Here is a 17,359-nt window from a genome sequence, read left to right on the forward strand (position 1 = left end):
CGGGCATGTGCGGAATCGTCGGTTACGTAGGTCCGAGGGACGCGGTCCCCGTGCTGATGGAGGGCCTGCACCGGCTCGAATACCGGGGGTACGACTCGGCGGGCATCGCGGTCGTCGACGACGGCGCGCTGCGGGTCGTCAAGAACGCCGGACGGGTCGGTGACCTGCGGCGGGCCGTGCCCGAGGACATGGCGGGCGCGACCGGTATCGCGCACACCCGGTGGGCCACGCACGGTGAGCCGACCGACCGCAACGCACACCCGCACGTGGACGCCGCCGAGCGCATCGCGATCGTGCACAACGGCGTGTTCGAGAACTCCGACCGGCTCCGCGCCCAGCTCGTCGCGGACGGTGTCGAGCTCGCCTCCGACACCGACAGCGAAGTCCTCGCCCACCTCGTCGCCCGCAGCTCCGCCGACACCCTCGAAGACGCCGTGCGCGAGGCGTTGGCGCTGGTCGAGGGCACGTACGGGGTGATCGTGATGGACGCCGAACGGCCCGGTGAGCTGGTCGCGGCCCGCCGGGGCAGCCCGGTCGTGCTCGGCGTCGGCGAGCAGGAGATGCTGGTCGCCTCCGACGTCACCGCGCTGGTCCGCTACACCCAGCAGGTGATCTACCTGGACGACGACGAGATCGCCACGGTCACCGCCGACGGCTACCGCACGTCCACCATGGACGCCCGCGCCACCAGCACCACCCGTTCCCCCACGTCGATCGACGTCGCGAGCGCCGAGTACGAGCTGGGCGAGCACCCGGACTTCATGTACAAGGAGATGCGCGAGCAGCCGGACGCGGTGGACCGCTGCATGCGCGGCCGGCTGGACCACCGGTTCTCGTCGGCCCGGCTGGACGGTGTCGGCCTCACCCCGCAGGACTACCAGCGCATCCGCCGGGTCAAGCTGCTGGGCTGCGGTTCGGCGTACTACGCCGGGCAGCTGGGCGCGCAGCTGATCGAGGAACTGGCCCGCATCCCCGCCGACGCCGAGCCCGCGTCCGAGTTCCGCTACCGCAACCCGGTCGTGGACCCGGACACGCTGTACGTCGCGATCAGCCAGTCGGGTGAAACGCTGGACACGCTGGCCGCCGTGCAGGAGCTCAAGCGCAAGGGCGGGCACGTCATCGGCGTGGTCAACGCGGTGGGCAGCACGATCGCCCGCGAGTGCGGCCACGGGATCTTCCTGCACGCGGGTCCGGAGGTGTCGGTGGCGGCGACCAAGTCGTTCACCACGATGGCCGTCGCGTTGGCGATGCTCGCCCTGGACCTGGGGCGGGTGCGCGACCTGTCCATCACCGAGGGGCGTCGGCTGGTCGGTGGGCTGTCCCAGCTGCCGCACCAGATCGCGCAGATCCTCGCGTCCGAGGACGAGATCGCGAAGATCGCCCGGAAGTACGCGGGGGCTGAGCACATGTTCTTCGTCGGCCGGGTGCGTGGGTGGCCTGCGGCGCGGGAGGGTGCGCAGAAGCTCAAGGAGATCTCGTACGTGCACGCGGAGGCTTACCAGGCGTCCGAGCTGAAGCACGGGCCGTTGGCGCTGATCAACCCCGAGATGCCGACGGTGGTGCTGGTGCCGGACGACGAGCTGCTGGCCAAGAACACCGGCACGATCGAGGAGATCAAGGCACGTGGTGGGCCGGTCATCGCCGTCACCGACGCCGACCTGCCGGTGGGTCTGGCCACGGATGTCATCCGGGTGCCCAAGGCCCACGAGGTGCTGGCCCCGATCACGCTGTCCGTGCCGTTGCAGCTCTTCGCCTACCACCTCGCCCACGCCTTGGGCCGGGACGTGGACCGGCCGCGCAACCTGGCGAAGAGCGTGACCGTGGAGTAGCCGGTCCTACGTTCACCGGGTAGCCGATCGGGCACCCCAGGCGGGCACGCCGAACCGACGGGGGTGGTCTTGCTGTGCCCAAACAAGATGCGGGCGTTGACGGCAATCGACGGCCGGCCGGAAGGTGCACAGGGAATGCACCCGGTGCACCTTCCGGCGTTGCACCTTCCTGAAGGGGAGAGCGATGAAGCTCACCGCCACGATCACGGCCTTGGCACTCGTCGGGTGCGCCATGACCGCCGTCGCCCAACCGGCCGCTGCCGCGACCGTCGACACCTCCGCCACTTATGTGCTGGTCTCCCGGTACAGCGGCAAGGCGGTGCAGGTCGGCTCCACGGCGGATGGGGAGGCGGTTGTGCAGGCCACCCGGGTCGACTCCACCGCCCAGCAGTGGCAGTTCGTCGACTCGGGCGGGGGCTACTACCGGTTGAAGTCGCGTCTGAGCGGGAAGGTGGTGGACATCGCGTCGTCGTCCACGGCCAATGGCGCGAACGTCGTGCAGTGGACCGACAAGAACGCCACCAACCAGCAGTTCAGCCTGGCGGACTCGGACGGCGGGTACGTCCGGTTCGTCAACCGCAACAGCGGCAAGGCGCTGGACCTCTGGGAACGCTCGACCGCCGACGGCGCCCGGATCTCCCAGTACGACGACAACGGCGGGACCAACCAGCAGTGGCAGCTGGTACGGCTCGCCGCGGCCACCGTGGGTGCGCCCACCGACCCGAACATCCGGTACTTCGGCCGCTGGAACTACAGCAACCCGGCCGCGTACGTGTCGGAGTGGGCGGGCGCGTACGTGGTGGTCGGCTTCACCGGCCGCACGATCAAGCTGCGCCAGCGCAACGCGATCGACTTCTACGTCAGCATCGACGGCGGCGCGGACGTGTCGTACACCAACCGGAGCGGCACGGTCGACCTCACGCCCACCCCGTTGGCGAGCGGCAACCACACGATGCGGGTGTCCTACCGGCCGATCGCCGGGTCCTACCGGGGTGACGCGGTGTTCCAGGGCGTCCAGCTGGACGCGGGTGCTACGACGTTCGCGCCGACCGTGCCGTCGCGGATCGTGGAGTTCGTCGGCGACTCGATCACCGTGGGCCAGCTGTCGTCCAAGCAGGCGCTGACCGCGTACGGGTGGTTGGCGAGTGAACGGCTGGGTCTGGGCCACACGCAGATCGCGGTCGGCGGCGCGTGCCTGGTGTCGGCGGCGGACGGCTGCATCGGGATGAGCGACCGGTTCCTCCGCACCGGCCTCCAGGCCAACGCGTCGAACTGGGACTTCTCCCGCTACCGGGCGGACGTGGTGGTGATCAACCTGGGCACCAACGACGTCGGGCACAGCGTGACCGGTGCGCAGTTCCAGACCGCGTACGTGACGCTGCTGCGGCGGGCGCGGGAGAAGTACCCGAACGCGACCGTGCTGGCGCTGCAGACGTTCCGCAAGCGCTTCATCCCGGAGACGCAGGCGGCCGTGCAGACGGTGAACGACCCGAAGATCCGGTTCGTCGACACCACCGGCTGGATCGTGGAGTCCACCGACACCTCCGACAACGTGCACCCGAACGACCAGGGTCACCGCAAGATCGCCGATCGGCTGGCTCCGCTCATCTCGGCGGCGCTGACGTCCTGAGCGTGGTGAGGATCGGGCCGGGTGGTGGCGTTCCCACCACCCGGCCCGATCTTTAGGTTGGTGCTGCACCGCGAAATGGGTGGACCGGGAGTGCTCCGCCTTCGACTCCGCCGGGACAGTAAGATCAGCTTCGGGTTGGTGCTCGACCAGTGGGGGCTGCGGTGTTCAGGGCTGTCATGTTCATCGTCTCCGGCGTGGGTTTGATCGCGTTCGGCGGCTACGTCGTGATCGACGACAAACGCCTGGTCGACGTGCAGGCCGAAGTGGTCAGGGTGTCCAGGGTGGACGACACCGAGTGGCGGTCGACGGTGCGGTTCACCACCCTCGAAGGCAAGCAGGTCACCGAGGATCTCCGGCCGTCCACCCGGAAGCCGCAGACCGGCGATCGGGTGGAGGTCAGCTACCGGCCCAGGAACCCGAGTGCCGTCCACTTCCCCGAAGACGGGCAGAACCTGTACCTGTGGCCCGGCATCGGGCTCGGGCTGATCGCCGTCGGGGTGTTCTGGATCGTCTGGTACAACCGCAGTCCTCGGTGAAGCTCACCACTGGATGTCGGTCAGGGTCTCCAACGGCGCGCGTTGCGCCAACGACTCGGGCAGCACCAGGGTGTCGGCCGCCTTCAACGGCGCCGGGAACGTGAAGCCGCAGCGCTGTTCGACCTCGCCCAAGGCCACCTGGAACACCCGGAACTCGTCCAGTTCCAGCGATTCCAGCTGGTTCAGGTTCTGGGTCAGGACGAACGCCCGCGCCTTCAGGACGCCGGCGGACACGAAGGCGATCACCTTCCAGTACTCGCGCGGCAACGGCACGCCGCGGAACACGCGGTCGTCGGACCGGAACACCGGGCCGCCGTAGGCGCTGACCTTCAGGTCGTCCACGTCCACATCGGACAGCACGGCGTCCTCCAGGCGACCCCACAGCCCGCGCCGGGCGCTCTGGTTGAAGTCGTCCATCTGGGGCGTGATGTTGGTGAAGAAGAACGAGTCCTTGTTGGCCCGCTCCGCGTCGGCCTGCGGCCCCCACAGCAGGTCCGCGCGCCGGGCCAGGTGCCCGCGGTCGAGCCGGTTGTCCCGGTACAGCTCGTCGCCGACCTGGAACTCCGCCGGGATGCGCGGGTCGAGCAGGAACGGGATGCCGCTGCGGTTGATCTTCTTGAGCCCGCCGCCGTCGATGTTCCACGCCACCCAGAACGCGAACCGCCGCGACTTGCTCTGCGCCAGCGAGAAGTGCTTGTAGTCGATCACGGTCGACCCGTTCAGCTCGACCGCGTCGGCACGGGTCGCGTCGCCGAGTTCCGGCACGCCCGCGGGTACACCGAGGAAGTTCTCGTCGAACCCGACCAGCGCCGCCACCTCGGGCTTCTTCGGCGGCTTGACCGTGATGCCGAGCTTCTCGAACACCGACCCCGGCAGGCACGCCAGCGCGTGCTCGTCCGTGCCGTCACCGGACTCGCCGGCGAAGTGCAGGCCCGCGATGGTCTTGCCGGTCTTGCCGTTGGACGCCTTGAACACCCACGCGGCGCCGGAGTCGCCGCCCATGCTGATCTCGCCGTCGGCGGCGGGCCGCGCCGGGTCGGGTCCGATCTCGAAGCAGCCGATCTGCCGCTGCCCCACACCGGGGCCGTAGTCGATCTTGACCAGGGTGTCCACGCGCCGGACCACGCCGTGCGTCACGCCGGTCGTCCGGCCGCTCTTCACGACCTTGTCACCGAGTTCCGGCTCGCCCAGCTTGTCCACGGCGACGCCCAGGTCCAGGATCTCCGCCTCGAACCCGCGGTCCTCGATGGTCGCGATGGCGCAGTCCCCCGCCGCGCCCAGGTGCGACCGGACGAGCCGACCGAGCCGGTTGCGCTCGGTGCGGTTGTCGTCGTGCACGCCGGGCTGGACCACGTCCTCGCCCAACGCGCCCTGCGGACCGTGCAGGACGTGCCAGTTGCTCAGCACGTACGGGGTGCCGTCGACGCGGTCGTACACGACGCAGCCGACGGTGCCCGCCGACACGCGCACGTGGCCCACGCTCACGCCCGGCACGACCGGGTCGATCCGCGTCTTGCGCACGCTGCTGACGGTCTCCTGCACCACGTGGAAGTCGACCCGGTAGTCGCGTTGCAGCACGTCGGTGGGCACGGGGACGCCGTCCACCTCGATCGTCTCGGGCAGCAGCGTGGTGCCGAGCGCGCCCAACGCCTCGGGCGCGGCCTTCTGCCGGACGGTGAACTGGATGGCGATCTCGTTCGTCGGCTTGCCGTCGGCGACCTTGTAGCCGATCCCGATCGAGGACACGTTGACGTCCCGCAGGTAGTCGGCGCCCTTGGTGCGCACGAACCGCCGCAGCGATGCCTGCAAACCGTTCTTCTTCTTGACCATGAGCGCCAACCCCCTGATGTGCGCGCGTCGGTGGCCTTGCTGTCGGTGTCACCCAATCCGGTGTTAGCCCGGACCTGACACCGTCACCCATTCAGCCCTTTGTCGGCCACCGAGTGCAGTATCCATCACCTGGACGACTGAAAGTTGACCATCGGGAGACTGATGGCTGAACTCTGATCGGACCTGTCGCCGCACCCGCCGCCGTGCTGTGGTTCAGGGGCAAGTCGTGCACGTTCCCCGACGACCCCTGCATGTTGGAGGAGCTGTGAAGATCAGACACGTGGCGGTGGCGAGCGCGCTGTTAGCCGGGCTCGTGGCCGCACCCGCGCACGCCGCCCCGGTCGGTGCGGTGCTCTACAGCGGGCACCCGCAGGCCGTGGCGGGCAGCTACATCGTGGTGTTGAAGCGGCACGAGGACCTGGCCGCCACCCGGGCCGCCGCACCGGGCGTCACGTTCACCTACCGCTCGGCGCTGGCCGGGTTCGCGCTGCGGACGGGCGCGGCGGAGGCCAGACGGCTCGCCGCCGACCCGCGCGTCGCCTACGTCGCGCAGGACGTGCGGGTGCGGCTGGCACCGCAGGACTTCGCCAGGCGTGACGTCACCGCGCCGGAAGCCACCGACGTCAACGCGCAGGACCTCGTCGTGCAGCCGAGCCCGCCGTCGTGGGGCCTGGACCGGATCGACCAGCGCTCCCTGCCGCTGGACACGAAGTACTTCCACCCCAACACCGCCTCCACCGTGCGGGCGTACATCTTCGGCACCGGCATCCGGTACACCCACCAGGAGTTCAACGGCGCGGCCGTGCCCGGTCTGGACACCGTCGGCGGCGTCACCCCGCCCGGCAACGACTGCAACGGCCACGGCACGCACATGGCGGGCACGGTCGGCGGGCAGACCACCGGCGTGGCGAAGGACGTGACCCTGGTGTCCGTGCGGGTGCTCAACTGCCAGGGCTCCGGCACGTACTCGCAGATCATCGCGGGCATCGACTGGGCCACCCAGGACGCGGCGGCCGTCGGCCAGAAGGCGGTCGCGCTGATGACCCTCGGCGGCGGGCTGCACCAGGCGTTCAACGACGCCATCACCGCGTCGATCAACGCCAACGTCCACTACTCGGTGGTGTCCGGCAGCTCCAACGCCAACGCGTGCAACTACTCCCCCGGCAGCACGCCGCTGGCCACCACCGTGGGCGCGACGGACATCAACGACGCGAAAGCGAGCTTCTCCAACTACGGGCCGTGCATCGACCTGTGGGCGCCGGGCGTGAACATCACCTCGGCGTGGGGCACCTCGGACTCCGCGTACTCGACCATCAGCGGTTCCACGGCGTCCGCGCACGCGGCGGGCGTGGCGGCGTTGTGGCGGCACCGGTTCCCCGGTGATTCGGCGGTGGCGGTGGCCCAGGCGCTGCGGGCCAACGCCACACCCGGCGTGATCACCAATCCGGGTGCGGGCTCGCCGAACCTGCTGCTGTTCATGGGGATGATCCCGGTGTGAGGTCTCAGGTGCGAGGTCTCAGAGGAGTCCGTGGTCACGGGCGTAGACGGCGGCCTGCGTGCGGTCGCGCAGGCCGAGCCGGCCCAGGATGCGGGAGACGTGGTTCTTCACCGTGCCCTCGCTCAGGTGCAGGCGTCCGGCGATCTCCCGGTTGGTGGAGCCGGTGGCGACCAGCCGCAGCACGTCCACCTCGCGGTCGGTGAGATCGAGGCCGAAACCTTGAGCCGGCGGGCGTTCGGGCCCCTGCCGTTCGGGTTTCAGCGCGGACGCCAACCGGGCCGCCGCGGCCGGGTCGAACTGGACCACGCCGGAGTGCGCGAGCCGGACGGCGGCGGCCAGTTCGACCGCGGGCCGGTCCTTGAGCAGGTAACCGCTCGCCCCCGCTTTCAGGGCGCGCACCACGTACTCCTCGTCGTCGAACGTGGTCAGCATGACCACCCTGGTGCGCGGGTTGCGCTGCCGGAGCACGCCGAGCGCTTCGATGCCGTCCAGCACCGGCATCCGCACGTCCATCAGGACCACGTCCGGGTCCTCGGTGACGGCCAGGTCGACCGCGGCCCGGCCGTCACCGGCCGTGCCGACCACGCAGATGCCCGGCTGGATGTCCAACAGGGCCGCGATGCTCTCCCGGATGAGCTGCTGGTCGTCCACCACGATCACGCGCACGTCGTCGCTCACGCCGTCCCCCTCGGCACGACCACGGTGAGCCGGGTGCCCGATCCGGCGACCACCTCGACCGAGCCGCCCGCCTGCGCGATCCGCTCCCGCAGACCGCTCAGCCCGATGCCCTCCCGTTCCGGCGGGAAGCCGGGCCCGTCGTCGGCCACCACCAGCCGCGCCTCGCGCTGTCCACAGTGGACGGTGACGCGCACCTCCGAACCCTGAGCGTGCCGCATCGCGTTGGTGATCCCTTCCTGGGCCGCCCGGTAGAGCGCGAGCAGAGCACCTGGGGCGTAACGGGATTCGTCACCCGTGCAGTCGACCGACACGCCCAGCCCCTGGGTCAACCCCGCCAGTGACTCCGCCAACCGGAAGGGCTCACGCAGAGCGCGGACCGACGTGCGGACGTCCTCCAACGCCCGACGCGCCGACTCCCGGGCGTCCTCGATCGCCCGGTCGGCCACCTCGGGGTCGCGGTCGCGGAACGCCGACGCCTTCTCCAGCAGCACCGACACGGCCGTGAGGTGGTGGCCGAGACCGTCGTGGATGTCCCGGGCGACCCGGTTCCGCTCGGCGGCGGCCGACAGCTCGGCCATGGCCAACGCCAGGACCAGCCCGATGCCGAACATCAGCAGGTCCGACACGTGCTCGACGGACCGCGTCCACCCCGGCACGGTGAGCTGGAAGGCGACCACGAGGAAGGCGGCACTCGCCACCCCGACCCCCACCGCGACCACGCGCCCGAACGCGAAGTAGGCGCTGAACGGCAGGAGCAGGAACAACACCCGCGCCATCCCCGACCCGTCGGAGAACGCGACCAGCACCACCAACCCGGCCTGAACCGCCAGCACCACCGACGCCGGGTACCGCGTGCCGACCGCGTCGACCAGGACGAGCGCGGCAAGGCCGAGCACGAACGGCACCCACCGGGTCTCCCCGAGCCCGGCCAGACCGGCGTAACCGCCGGCCACCAACACCGCCCCGCACAACAGGGGCGACAACCACGACAGAGGACGCACACCGGCAGGCTACGGCGCTACTCGCCGTGGCTCATTCGGCGCGAGGCCGGCGCGAGGCCACCCGGCACGTGCCGATCGGCACCCCAGGACTGGCCGCTCGGCACTCCCGACGCCATGACCTGTGCCAATAGCGTCCCCGCCATGACGTTCCTGCTGCGTTTCGGCGCCCTCTGCGGCGCGCTGTCGGGCCTGTTCATCGCCCTACCGGGAGCGGTCGAGGGGTTTGTGGGCGAGACGACCGCCACGAGTCTGGTGATCGGGGTGTCGCCCGCCCTGGCCGCACCGCTGCTCACCGCCCTCTACCTGAAACAGCCGCGCACCACGCTCGGCACCGTCGGCTACGTGGTGAACTTCCTGGGTCTGGGCCTGTTCGGCGCGGCGGCCTACGCGTTGAACATCGTCCTGTTCCACCTCGACCAGCCGATCCTCGCCGCTCCGACCAAGATCGTCCTCACGGCCAGCGCACTGATCTTCGCGGTCGGCACGGTGCTGTTCGCGATGAGCATGATCAAAGCCCGCACCCACCCGCTCGTCCCGGTGTGGACCTACGCGATCGCGCTGCCGCTGTTCACCTTCGCCGCACCCCTCCCGGACACGCCGCTGACCAGCGCGCTGCACGTCGTCGTCGGCGGCACGCTGGTGTGGCTGGCCCGTTCGGTCTACCCGGCGGCGATCCGACCGGCCGCGAACAGCAGCCCGAAGATCAACACGATGCCCGCGTAGGGCACGACCGCCCGAGGCCGGCCACGGGTGCCGGCCCAGGTCAGCACGACCGCCACCGCCCACACCAACGCCGTCCCGCCGGCCGCCAGGACCATCGGCAGCTGCCCGTACGCGCAGACGCCACTCACCGAGTACTCGCAACTGCCCGTCGGTGTGAACGCCATCAACCCGTACACCATGGCGACCGGCGCCCACACGCACAGCAGCACCGTACCGAGAACGGCCAGACCCTTCATGGACCCGCACGGCAGCAGCACCACCGTGCGGGTCCACAAAGGACTTAAGGCGCCCAGGGCGCGGTGACGGCCCAGCTCACGTCCGCGTCGTAGGACGTCGGGTTGTCGAACGCGTGGGCGCCGCCGTTCACCGCCACCCACACCTCCTCCGCGTAGTGCCGCACGCTCGCACCCAGCTCGTTGACCGACGTCAGCCGCACGCCACCGGCCCCCGGCTGAGCGCAGAACGTCGCGTCCTTCCGGAACAGGTCGGTGTTCTCCGACGGGGCCAGCCGCACCCGGAACGCCGCGTGCCGCAGGTACTGGCCGGGGTAGTTGCGCGACTCGAACGAGTAGCAGGACGGCTCCGCCAGACCACGCCGCACCACGAACGTCGCGTCCGCCTTCAGCAGGTCCGGACTACCCGCGTCCACCACGTCCGTCCGGGCCAGGCCGTCCCGGTGCCGCAGGTACCGGTCGGTGAACCCCGGCGTGGTCACCCGGAACGACCGCGCCTGGTCCAGCGGCAGATCGGCGCCGCTGCGCCACAGCGGAACCACCGCCGCCCACGTGGTGTCCGCCGCGAAGCCCACCGCGCCGTCCCACGGGTTCGGCCCACCCGAGCGGGCCAGGTACACGCCCTCGGCGTAGTGCCGGATGAAGTGACCGGGCAGGTTGCGCGACTCCAACGCCGTGCCACCGGAGCCGGAACGCGCGCAGAACGTGGCGTCACCGGCGAACCCGGCCGACCCGTCGTTGACCTCCGACCGCACCCGGAAGCCGGAGTGCCGCAGGAACCGGCCCGGGAAGTTGCGCGACTCGAACGACAGGCACGCCGCGTCGGACAAGCCCGGCCGGGCCCAGAACGTGGCGTCCAACCGGCCGGTGTCGTCACCGATCACGTCGGTGCGCACCAGCCCATCGCGGTGGCGCAGGTACCGGTCGGTGAAGCCGGTCGTGGTGACCCGCAGGGAGATCGCCTCGCCCCGACCGACCTCGGTGCCGTTGGCCAGCGCCAGCACTCGCTGGTTGACCTCCCGCACCCGCGCCTCGGACACCTTCAGCACCTGCCGGTCGTAGGTGTAGAAGCCGTTGACCTCGTTCTCCACGTCGTAGGGCTCGGTGTAGACCGACGCGGACAGCCCGCGGGTGTGCACGAACCGGCCGACCTCCTTGGTGATCTCCACGTACCGGCCGGTCAGCGACGTCTCGTCGGGGAACAGCTCGCCGTACGCGAAGCCCGCGCCCGGCTGCCACTCGTGCCCGACGATCCGCCGTCCCAGACCGCCGAACTCGCCGAGCACCGCGATCCGGTTCGCGTCGGGCGTCCGCGTGCCGCTGGACATCTGGTAGGCGTGGTCGTCGATGATGTCACCGTTGCCCGGGTCGGGGTCGGAGACGCAGCAGTTCGAGCCCGAGTTGTGGTTGATCAGCCGGGTGTTGTCGATCGACCGGACCAGGTCCACGATCCGGCCGGCGTCGTACTCGCCCCAGCCCTCGTTGAACGGCACCCACTGCACGATCGACGTGATGCCCTTGAGCTGGTCGATCATCCGCCGCAGCTCGGACTCGAAGTGGGTGGCCCCGTTGGGCACGTCGTCCACCGCGTCCAGCGACGGCATGTCCTGCCACACCATCAGGCCGAGCCGGTCGGCGTGGTAGTACCAGCGGGCGGGTTCGACCTTGATGTGCTTGCGCACCATGTTGAAGCCGAGCGCCTTCTGCCGTTCCAGGTCGAACCGCAGGGCGGCATCGGTGGGGGCGGTGTAGATGCCGTCCGGCCAGTAGCCCTGGTCGAGGGTGCCGAGCTGGAACACGAACTTGCCGTTGAGCAGGGGCCGCATGACGCCGCCGATCATCGCCTTGCCCAGCGACCTCATGCCGAAGTAGCCGGTGACCACGTCGCCGCCCATGCTGACCCGCAGGTCGTAGAGGAACGGGTCGTCCGGCGACCACAACCGGGCATTGGGCACGGGCACCCGCAGGTGCGCGCCCACTGTGCCCACGGCCGTGCCGACGACCCGGCCACCGGACAGCACCTCGGCGCGCACTCGTTGCCCGGCGGTGCCCTGCACGACCAGGTCGAGCACGCCCGCGCGCACGTCCGGGGTGGTGTCGAGGCGGGTGATGTGGTTGGCCGCGACCGGTTCCAGCCACACCGTCTGCCAGATACCGGACGCGGCGGTGTAGAAGATGCCGCTCGGGTCGCGCCGCTGTTTGCCGATCGGGTGCGAACTGCCGTCCACAGTGGACCGCACGCCGACGATCACCTCGTTCGTGCCGCCGCGCAGGGCGTTGGTGATGTCGAACGAGAACGCGTCGAACCCGCCGGTGTGGGTGCCGACGCTGACGCCGTTGACCCAGACCCTGGTCTCCCAGGTGACCGCGCCGAAGTTGAGCTTCACCCGGCGGCCGTGCCAGCCGGCCGGTGTGGTGAAGGTGCGGCGGTAGAACATGTGGTCCTCGTGCCGCTTGATGCCCGACAGCGCGGACTCGATCGGGTAGGGCACCAGGACGCCCTCGGCGAGCGGCCGGCCGAACGGCGGCGAGGACAGGTTCGGCGCGCCGGTGAACTCCCAGACGCCGTTGAGGTTGAGCCAGTCGGACCGGACCAGCTGCGGGCGCGGGTACTCGGGCAACGCGTTGGTCGGTGACACCTGGCCGGTCCACGGTGTGGTCAACGGCGCCGGTTTGGGCTGCCAGACGGCCGCCGAGGCGGTGCCGGGCAGGGCGATCACGAGGGTGCTCAGGACGAGGAGTCCGGTCAGCCCGGACAACAGCTTGCGCATGGTGGCTCCACGGTCGGCAGGGTGCTGGTGACGTGGTGCTGGGGTGATCCAGAGTTGGTGACCTGGGTCACTTCTCGTTCTTACATCGTTGATACAACGTTGTAAACCGCCCGACGCGCCGGCTACGATTCCGGTCGTTCCCGAGACCCGCCGTTTCCGACCCGCCCTTCCCGAGAGCCCGGAGGTGCCGCGTGGCCACGCTCAAGGACGTCGCCGCGCTGGCCGGTGTGTCGGTGAAGACGGTGTCGAACGTGGTCAACGGCTACGCGTTCGTGAAACCGGAGAACCGCCGCCGGGTCGAGGAGGCGCTGGTCTCCACCGGCTACCGGCCGAACCTGGGCGCGCGCAACCTGCGCCGGGGGCGGACCGGGTTCGTGGCCCTGGTGCTGCCGGAACTGGTCGTGCCGTACTTCGCGGAACTGGCCGGGCTGGTGCTCGGCGCGGCCCAGGAGCGCGAGTGGAACGTGCTGATCGAGCAGACCCTCGGCACCCGCGAGGGTGAACGGGACACGCTCGCCTCGCTCGGACCGCACATGATCGACGGCGCGATCGTGAGCCCGGAGGCGCTGCAGGCGCGGGACTTCGGCGAGCTGGCGCCCGGCATCCCGGTGGTGATGCTCGGCGAGCACTCGGTGGACCTGCCGATCGACCACGTCGGCATCGACAACGTGGAGGCGGCGCGGGCGGCCGTGGCGCACCTGGTCGGCCTGGGCCGCACCCGGATCGCGGCGATCGGCGCGCACCCGCATCGCGGCACGGCCGCGCAACGCCTGGAGGGCTACCGGCTCGCGCTGGCCGAGGCGGGCCTGCCGGTGCGCGATTCGCTCGTGGCGACGGCGTTGAACTACCACCGCCGGGACGGCGCGGAAGCGATGGCGCGGCTGTTGGCCGCCGACGAGCCACCGGACGCGGTGTTCTGCTTCAACGACCTGTTGGCCGTCGGCGCGGTGCGCGCGGCGGCGGAACGGGGCGTGCGCGTGCCCGCGGACGTGGCGGTCGTCGGGTTCGACAACACCGAGGAAGGCGCGTACAGCCTGCCCTCGCTGACCTCGGTGGCACCGGACAAGGCCGCGATCGCGCGGGCCGCGGTGGACCTGCTGCGGCGGCGCGTGGAAGACCCGGAACGGCCACCGGAGCACGTGCGGACGCCGTTCTCGTTGGAGATCCGAGACAGTACGAGGAGTGGCGCGTGACGCGTGACGGGGTTTTCGAGGCGCCGGGTCGGATCAACCTGATCGGCGAGCACACCGACTACAACGACGGTTTCGTGCTGCCGATCGCGTTGCCGCACGTCGCGCGGGTCACCGCGGCACGGCGGGACGACGGCGTGCTGCGCATGTCGTCACGGCAGGCGCACGGCGTGACCGAGGTGCGGCTCGTGGACCTCGCGCCGGGCGCGGTCACCGGCTGGGCGGCGTACGTGGCGGGCGTGGTGTGGGCGCTGCGCGACGCGGGCCACCCGATCGGCGGATTCGGCCTGCTGGTGGACGGGAACGTGCCGTTGGGCGCGGGCCTGTCGTCGTCGGCCGCGTTGGAGAGCGCCACGGCGCTGGCGGTGACCGAACTGTCCGGTGTTTCGCTGGACCGCCGCACGCTCGCGCGGATCGCGCAGCGGGCGGAGAACGAGTTCGTCGGCATGCCGTGCGGGATCATGGACCAGTCGGCGTCGTTGCTGGCGCGGGAGCGGCACGCGCTGCTGCTCGACACGCGCACGATGGCGACCGAGCACATCCCGTTCGACCTCACCCCGGCCGGGCTCTCCCTGCTGGTGGTGGACACCAAGGCCCCGCACCGGCTGGTGGACGGCGAGTACGCGGCACGGCGGCGCGACTGCCACCGTGCGGCGGAACTGCTCGGCGTGCCCGCCCTGCGCGACCTGGATCCTGCTGATCTCGATCGGGCCCGCCACGACCTCCCCGACCGCCTCGCCCGCCGGGTGCGGCACGTGGTGACCGAGAACCAGCGGGTGCTGGAGGTGGCGGAACTGCTGCGCGCCGACCGGATTCGCGAGATCGGCCCGCTGATGACCGCCTCGCACGCGTCACTGCGGGACGACTACGAGGTGACCGTGCCGGAGTTGGACGTCGCGGTGGACACGCTGCTCGCGGCGGGCGCCCTGGGCGCCCGGATGACCGGCGGCGGCTTCGGCGGCTGCGTGATCTCGCTGGTCGAGGAGACGGCCGTGGAAGCCTGCACCACGGCTGTCCACACCGCGTTCGCCGAACACGGCTTCGCCACCCCGGACTGCTGGACCGCCACCGCGGCGGCCGGGGCACGCCGGACGGACCACGTCCCCGCGGGCGTCGAGTAGCTCTGGTCTAGGCGCCGGGTGCCCGGTAGTCCGGGAGTCTGGTCCGCGCCTCGTCCATCTCTGCCGCGGTCAGCAGCGCGGTCGTGCTGAGTTGGACGCTGCCGCTCTGGTTGACCGAGAGCGAGATCGCTGCGGCCGCCGAGGGTTCGGCGTCGACGAGGACGATCACGTCGTCCTGGCCGTAGGCCCAGTAGAACGCCTCGACCTTCCCTCCGACGGATTCCGCGAGGGTGCGGATGTAGGCCTCACGCGCACCGAAGCCCTCTTTGACCACGCCCTGGAAGCCGGCCTGCGTGTATCTGCCGTGGTACAGGAATTTCGCCATGGTGCACCTCGTCGATGAAGTCATTGGGTGCTCCCCCACAGCTCAAGGTAGGTCCACTGTCGAGTGACCACCACTCGACAGTGGACGCCCGCCGTCGGCTCTGAATCGGTGGAGCCGACGCTGATGGTCCACTCCGGTTCTCCGACCGGCCCGCCCTTGACGATCACCTCGTCGGTGATCCCGGTATCGGGCGCCCTCCCCGAAGTGCCCGGCCGAAGTGTCCGCATGGGAATTCGAGATGAGCGGAGCCCGAGCCCATTCGGGAAGTTTATCTATCACCAATACATCTCCTAGTTGGGCGGGCGTTCACCAGGGACGTTCGGGTGACCGCCCCATGAGGGCCCGTCATCCCACCTCCGCCGAGGGCTTCCCGCGCTCCACCGGGCGTACACGTCGGGGATGGCCGCTGATCACCTCCGGCGTGTACGCAGTACCGGGAACGCGTTCTTCCGGGCCCTGCACCGAAGGAGAGCCGATGTCCCCACTGACTCGACGAACGCTCATCGCCGGCGGCATCGCGAGCGCCGGCGTGACGGTCCTCGCCCCCACCACCGCGAACGCCATCTCCTACCCGTTCACGCTCGGCGTCGCCTCCGGTGAGCCCGCCGCGGACGGCTTCGTGATCTGGACCAGGCTCGCGCCCAGCCCGCTCAACGCCGACGGCCTCGGCGGCATGACCAGCGCCTCGGTGGCGGTGGAGTGGCAGGTCGCGACCGACCAGAGGTTCAGCCAGATCGCCCGCAGCGGCACGGTGACCGCGACGCAGACGTGGGCGCACAGCGTGCACGTGGAGGTGGACGGCCTCCAGCCCGGTCGCGAGTACTTCTACCGGTTCCGCGCCGCCGGCCACATCTCCCCCGTCGGCCGCGGCGTCACCGCGCCCGCACCCGGCACCAGCCCGGCGCTGACCATGCTGTTCGCCTCGTGCTCGCACTACGAGGAGGGCTACTTCACCGCGTACCGGCGGATGGCCGAGGAGAACCCGCACCTCATCCTGCACCTGGGCGACTACATCTACGAGGGCGCGGCGACGACCACCAAGGTGCGCAAGTTCGCGCCCGGCGTGGAGATCTCGGGCCTGGCCGACTACCGGGTGCGGCACGCGCAGTACAAGACGGACGTGGACCTCCAGGCCGCGCACGCCGCCGCGCCGTGGCTGGTCGTGTGGGACGACCACGAGGTGGAGAACAACTACGCCAAGCTGGTCCGCAACGACACCTCGCCCGCCGGCGACTTCAAAGCCCGCCGTGCGGCGGCGTACAAGGCCTACTACGAGCACATGCCGTTGCGCGCCGCCCAGGCGCCGGTCGCCGAGAACATGCAGCTCTACCGCCGGGTCCGCTGGGGCGGCCTGGCCACGTTCCACATGCTCGACACCCGCCAGTACCGCGACGACCAGGCGTGCGGCGACGGCACCAAGGTGTGCCCGGAGGCCGACGCCCCGGCCCGCACGCTGATCGGCGCGACGCAGGAGTCCTGGCTGCTCGACGGGATGCGGCAGAAGCTGGGCACCTGGGACTTCCTGGGCCAGCAGGTGTTCTTCGCGCAGAAGCTGGCCTCGGCCGACGGCGCGAAGTCGATGGACTCGTGGGACGGCTACAGCGCCAACCGCGGCCGGTTGCAGAGCGGCTGGGACGCGGCGGGCCTGCGCAACACCGTGGTGCTGACCGGTGACGTGCACCGGTCGTGGGCCGCCAACCTGATGGCGAACTACAACACCCAGGACCGGATCGTCGGCACCGAGCTGGTGACCACGTCGGTGACCTCCGGTGGCGACGGCAACGCCGCCGACACCGGCCTGAACAGCCTCAACCCGCACGTGAAGTTCTTCAAGAACCTGCGCGGCTACGTCCGCACCGTCACCTCGCCCACCCAGGTGAACGTGGACTTCCGCTTCGTGGACCGGGTCACCGCGCGCGACTACCCGATCAGGACCTTGCAGAGCTACGTCATCCAGGCAGGCAACCCGGGATTGCAGGCGCCATGAGAAAACT

The 17,359-nt window shown here is 70.4% G+C and carries 14 protein-coding genes; 8 read left to right on the forward strand and 6 right to left on the reverse strand.

Going from position 1 to position 17,359, the window contains the following annotated elements; genetic code table 11:
- Positions 1-5: 5 nt before the first annotated feature.
- The 3 genes from glmS (at position 6) to ALI22I_RS44860 (ending at position 3,995) form a co-directional block, all read left to right on the forward strand.
- Positions 6-1,829 (forward strand): glutamine--fructose-6-phosphate transaminase (isomerizing), encoded by a 1,824-nt coding sequence (gene glmS, locus ALI22I_RS44850; protein ID WP_077011633.1) that lies wholly within the window; start codon positions 6-8, stop codon positions 1,827-1,829.
- 184 nt (positions 1,830-2,013) lie between these two features.
- Positions 2,014-3,459, forward strand: a complete 1,446-nt coding sequence (locus ALI22I_RS44855; RefSeq protein WP_077011634.1) for an RICIN domain-containing protein — start codon at positions 2,014-2,016, stop codon at positions 3,457-3,459.
- A 194-nt stretch (positions 3,460-3,653) separates the two neighbouring features.
- Positions 3,654-3,995: a DUF3592 domain-containing protein gene (locus ALI22I_RS44860; RefSeq protein ID WP_179118560.1), complete on the forward strand. Its 342-nt coding sequence runs from the start codon at positions 3,654-3,656 to the stop codon at positions 3,993-3,995.
- A 3-nt stretch (positions 3,996-3,998) separates the two neighbouring features.
- On the opposite strand, the gene ALI22I_RS44865 is transcribed toward ALI22I_RS44860, so the two are convergent.
- Positions 3,999-5,825 carry a DNA/RNA non-specific endonuclease gene (locus ALI22I_RS44865; protein WP_077011636.1) on the reverse strand — a complete coding sequence of 609 codons (1,827 nt, stop codon included), beginning with the start codon at positions 5,823-5,825 and terminating at the stop codon, positions 3,999-4,001.
- Positions 5,826-6,090: 265 nt separating this feature from the next.
- On the opposite strand from ALI22I_RS44865, the gene ALI22I_RS44870 reads away from it, so the two are divergent.
- Positions 6,091-7,323, forward strand: coding sequence for a S8 family peptidase (locus tag ALI22I_RS44870; RefSeq protein WP_202971203.1), 1,233 nt, complete (start codon positions 6,091-6,093; stop codon positions 7,321-7,323).
- A gap of 18 nt (positions 7,324-7,341) precedes the next feature.
- Here the strand turns inward: ALI22I_RS44870 and ALI22I_RS44875 are convergent, their stop codons facing one another.
- Together ALI22I_RS44875 and ALI22I_RS44880 are read right to left on the reverse strand one after the other, a co-directional pair.
- A complete protein-coding gene (locus ALI22I_RS44875) occupies positions 7,342-8,001 on the reverse strand; it encodes a response regulator (RefSeq protein ID WP_077011637.1) in 660 nt (219 codons plus the stop codon).
- The gene (locus ALI22I_RS44880; protein WP_077011638.1) at positions 7,998-9,002 is read right to left on the reverse strand and encodes a sensor histidine kinase; all 1,005 of its coding nucleotides are present in this window, start codon (positions 9,000-9,002) and stop codon (positions 7,998-8,000) included. Before ALI22I_RS44880 ends, ALI22I_RS44875 begins: the two co-directional genes overlap by 4 nt.
- A gap of 141 nt (positions 9,003-9,143) precedes the next feature.
- Between ALI22I_RS44880 and ALI22I_RS44885 the strand changes: the two genes are divergently transcribed.
- Positions 9,144-9,725 carry a hypothetical protein gene (locus tag ALI22I_RS44885; protein WP_077011639.1) on the forward strand — a complete coding sequence of 194 codons (582 nt, stop codon included), beginning with the start codon at positions 9,144-9,146 and terminating at the stop codon, positions 9,723-9,725.
- Here ALI22I_RS44885 and ALI22I_RS44890 read toward each other — a convergent pair.
- Both ALI22I_RS44890 and ALI22I_RS44895 read right to left on the reverse strand, forming a co-directional pair.
- Positions 9,662-9,985, reverse strand: coding sequence for a hypothetical protein (locus ALI22I_RS44890; protein WP_077011640.1), 324 nt, complete (start codon positions 9,983-9,985; stop codon positions 9,662-9,664). The genes ALI22I_RS44885 and ALI22I_RS44890 overlap by 64 nt on opposite strands.
- 20 nt (positions 9,986-10,005) lie before the next feature.
- A complete protein-coding gene (locus ALI22I_RS44895; protein ID WP_077011641.1) occupies positions 10,006-12,729 on the reverse strand; it encodes an AbfB domain-containing protein in 2,724 nt (907 codons plus the stop codon).
- Between the two features lie 191 nt (positions 12,730-12,920).
- Here ALI22I_RS44895 and ALI22I_RS44900 point away from each other — a divergent pair, with 191 nt between their 5' ends.
- Together ALI22I_RS44900 and galK are read left to right on the forward strand one after the other, a co-directional pair.
- Positions 12,921-13,922 carry a LacI family DNA-binding transcriptional regulator gene (locus ALI22I_RS44900; protein ID WP_077011642.1) on the forward strand — a complete coding sequence of 334 codons (1,002 nt, stop codon included), beginning with the start codon at positions 12,921-12,923 and terminating at the stop codon, positions 13,920-13,922.
- Positions 13,919-15,040, forward strand: a complete 1,122-nt coding sequence (gene galK, locus ALI22I_RS44905) for a galactokinase (protein WP_077011643.1) — start codon at positions 13,919-13,921, stop codon at positions 15,038-15,040. The genes ALI22I_RS44900 and galK overlap by 4 nt, the downstream gene beginning before the upstream one ends.
- Before the next feature lie 7 nt (positions 15,041-15,047).
- Here the strand turns inward: galK and ALI22I_RS44910 are convergent, their stop codons facing one another.
- Positions 15,048-15,365, reverse strand: a complete 318-nt coding sequence (locus tag ALI22I_RS44910) for a GYD domain-containing protein (RefSeq protein WP_077011644.1) — start codon at positions 15,363-15,365, stop codon at positions 15,048-15,050.
- Between the two features lie 475 nt (positions 15,366-15,840).
- Between ALI22I_RS44910 and ALI22I_RS44915 the strand changes: the two genes are divergently transcribed.
- A complete protein-coding gene (locus ALI22I_RS44915; RefSeq protein ID WP_077011645.1) occupies positions 15,841-17,352 on the forward strand; it encodes an alkaline phosphatase D family protein in 1,512 nt (503 codons plus the stop codon).
- Positions 17,353-17,359 lie beyond the last annotated feature (7 nt).

It is taken from the genome of Saccharothrix sp. ALI-22-I (genome assembly GCF_001984175.1).
GTDB lineage: Bacteria > Actinomycetota > Actinomycetes > Mycobacteriales > Pseudonocardiaceae > Actinosynnema.

Excerpts from the sequence above, each read along its gene's own strand:
- glmS (WP_077011633.1), top strand. The coding sequence starts at position 6 with ATGTGCGGAATCGTCGGTTACGTAGGTCCGAGGGACGCGGTCCCCGTG.
- ALI22I_RS44855 (WP_077011634.1), top strand. The coding sequence starts at position 2,014 with ATGAAGCTCACCGCCACGATCACGGCCTTGGCACTCGTCGGGTGCGCC.
- ALI22I_RS44865 (WP_077011636.1), bottom strand. The coding sequence starts at position 5,825 with ATGGTCAAGAAGAAGAACGGTTTGCAGGCATCGCTGCGGCGGTTCGTG.
- ALI22I_RS44885 (WP_077011639.1), top strand. The coding sequence starts at position 9,144 with ATGACGTTCCTGCTGCGTTTCGGCGCCCTCTGCGGCGCGCTGTCGGGC.
- ALI22I_RS44895 (WP_077011641.1), bottom strand. The coding sequence starts at position 12,729 with ATGCGCAAGCTGTTGTCCGGGCTGACCGGACTCCTCGTCCTGAGCACC.
- ALI22I_RS44910 (WP_077011644.1), bottom strand. The coding sequence starts at position 15,365 with ATGGCGAAATTCCTGTACCACGGCAGATACACGCAGGCCGGCTTCCAG.
- ALI22I_RS44915 (WP_077011645.1), top strand. The coding sequence starts at position 15,841 with ATGTCCCCACTGACTCGACGAACGCTCATCGCCGGCGGCATCGCGAGC.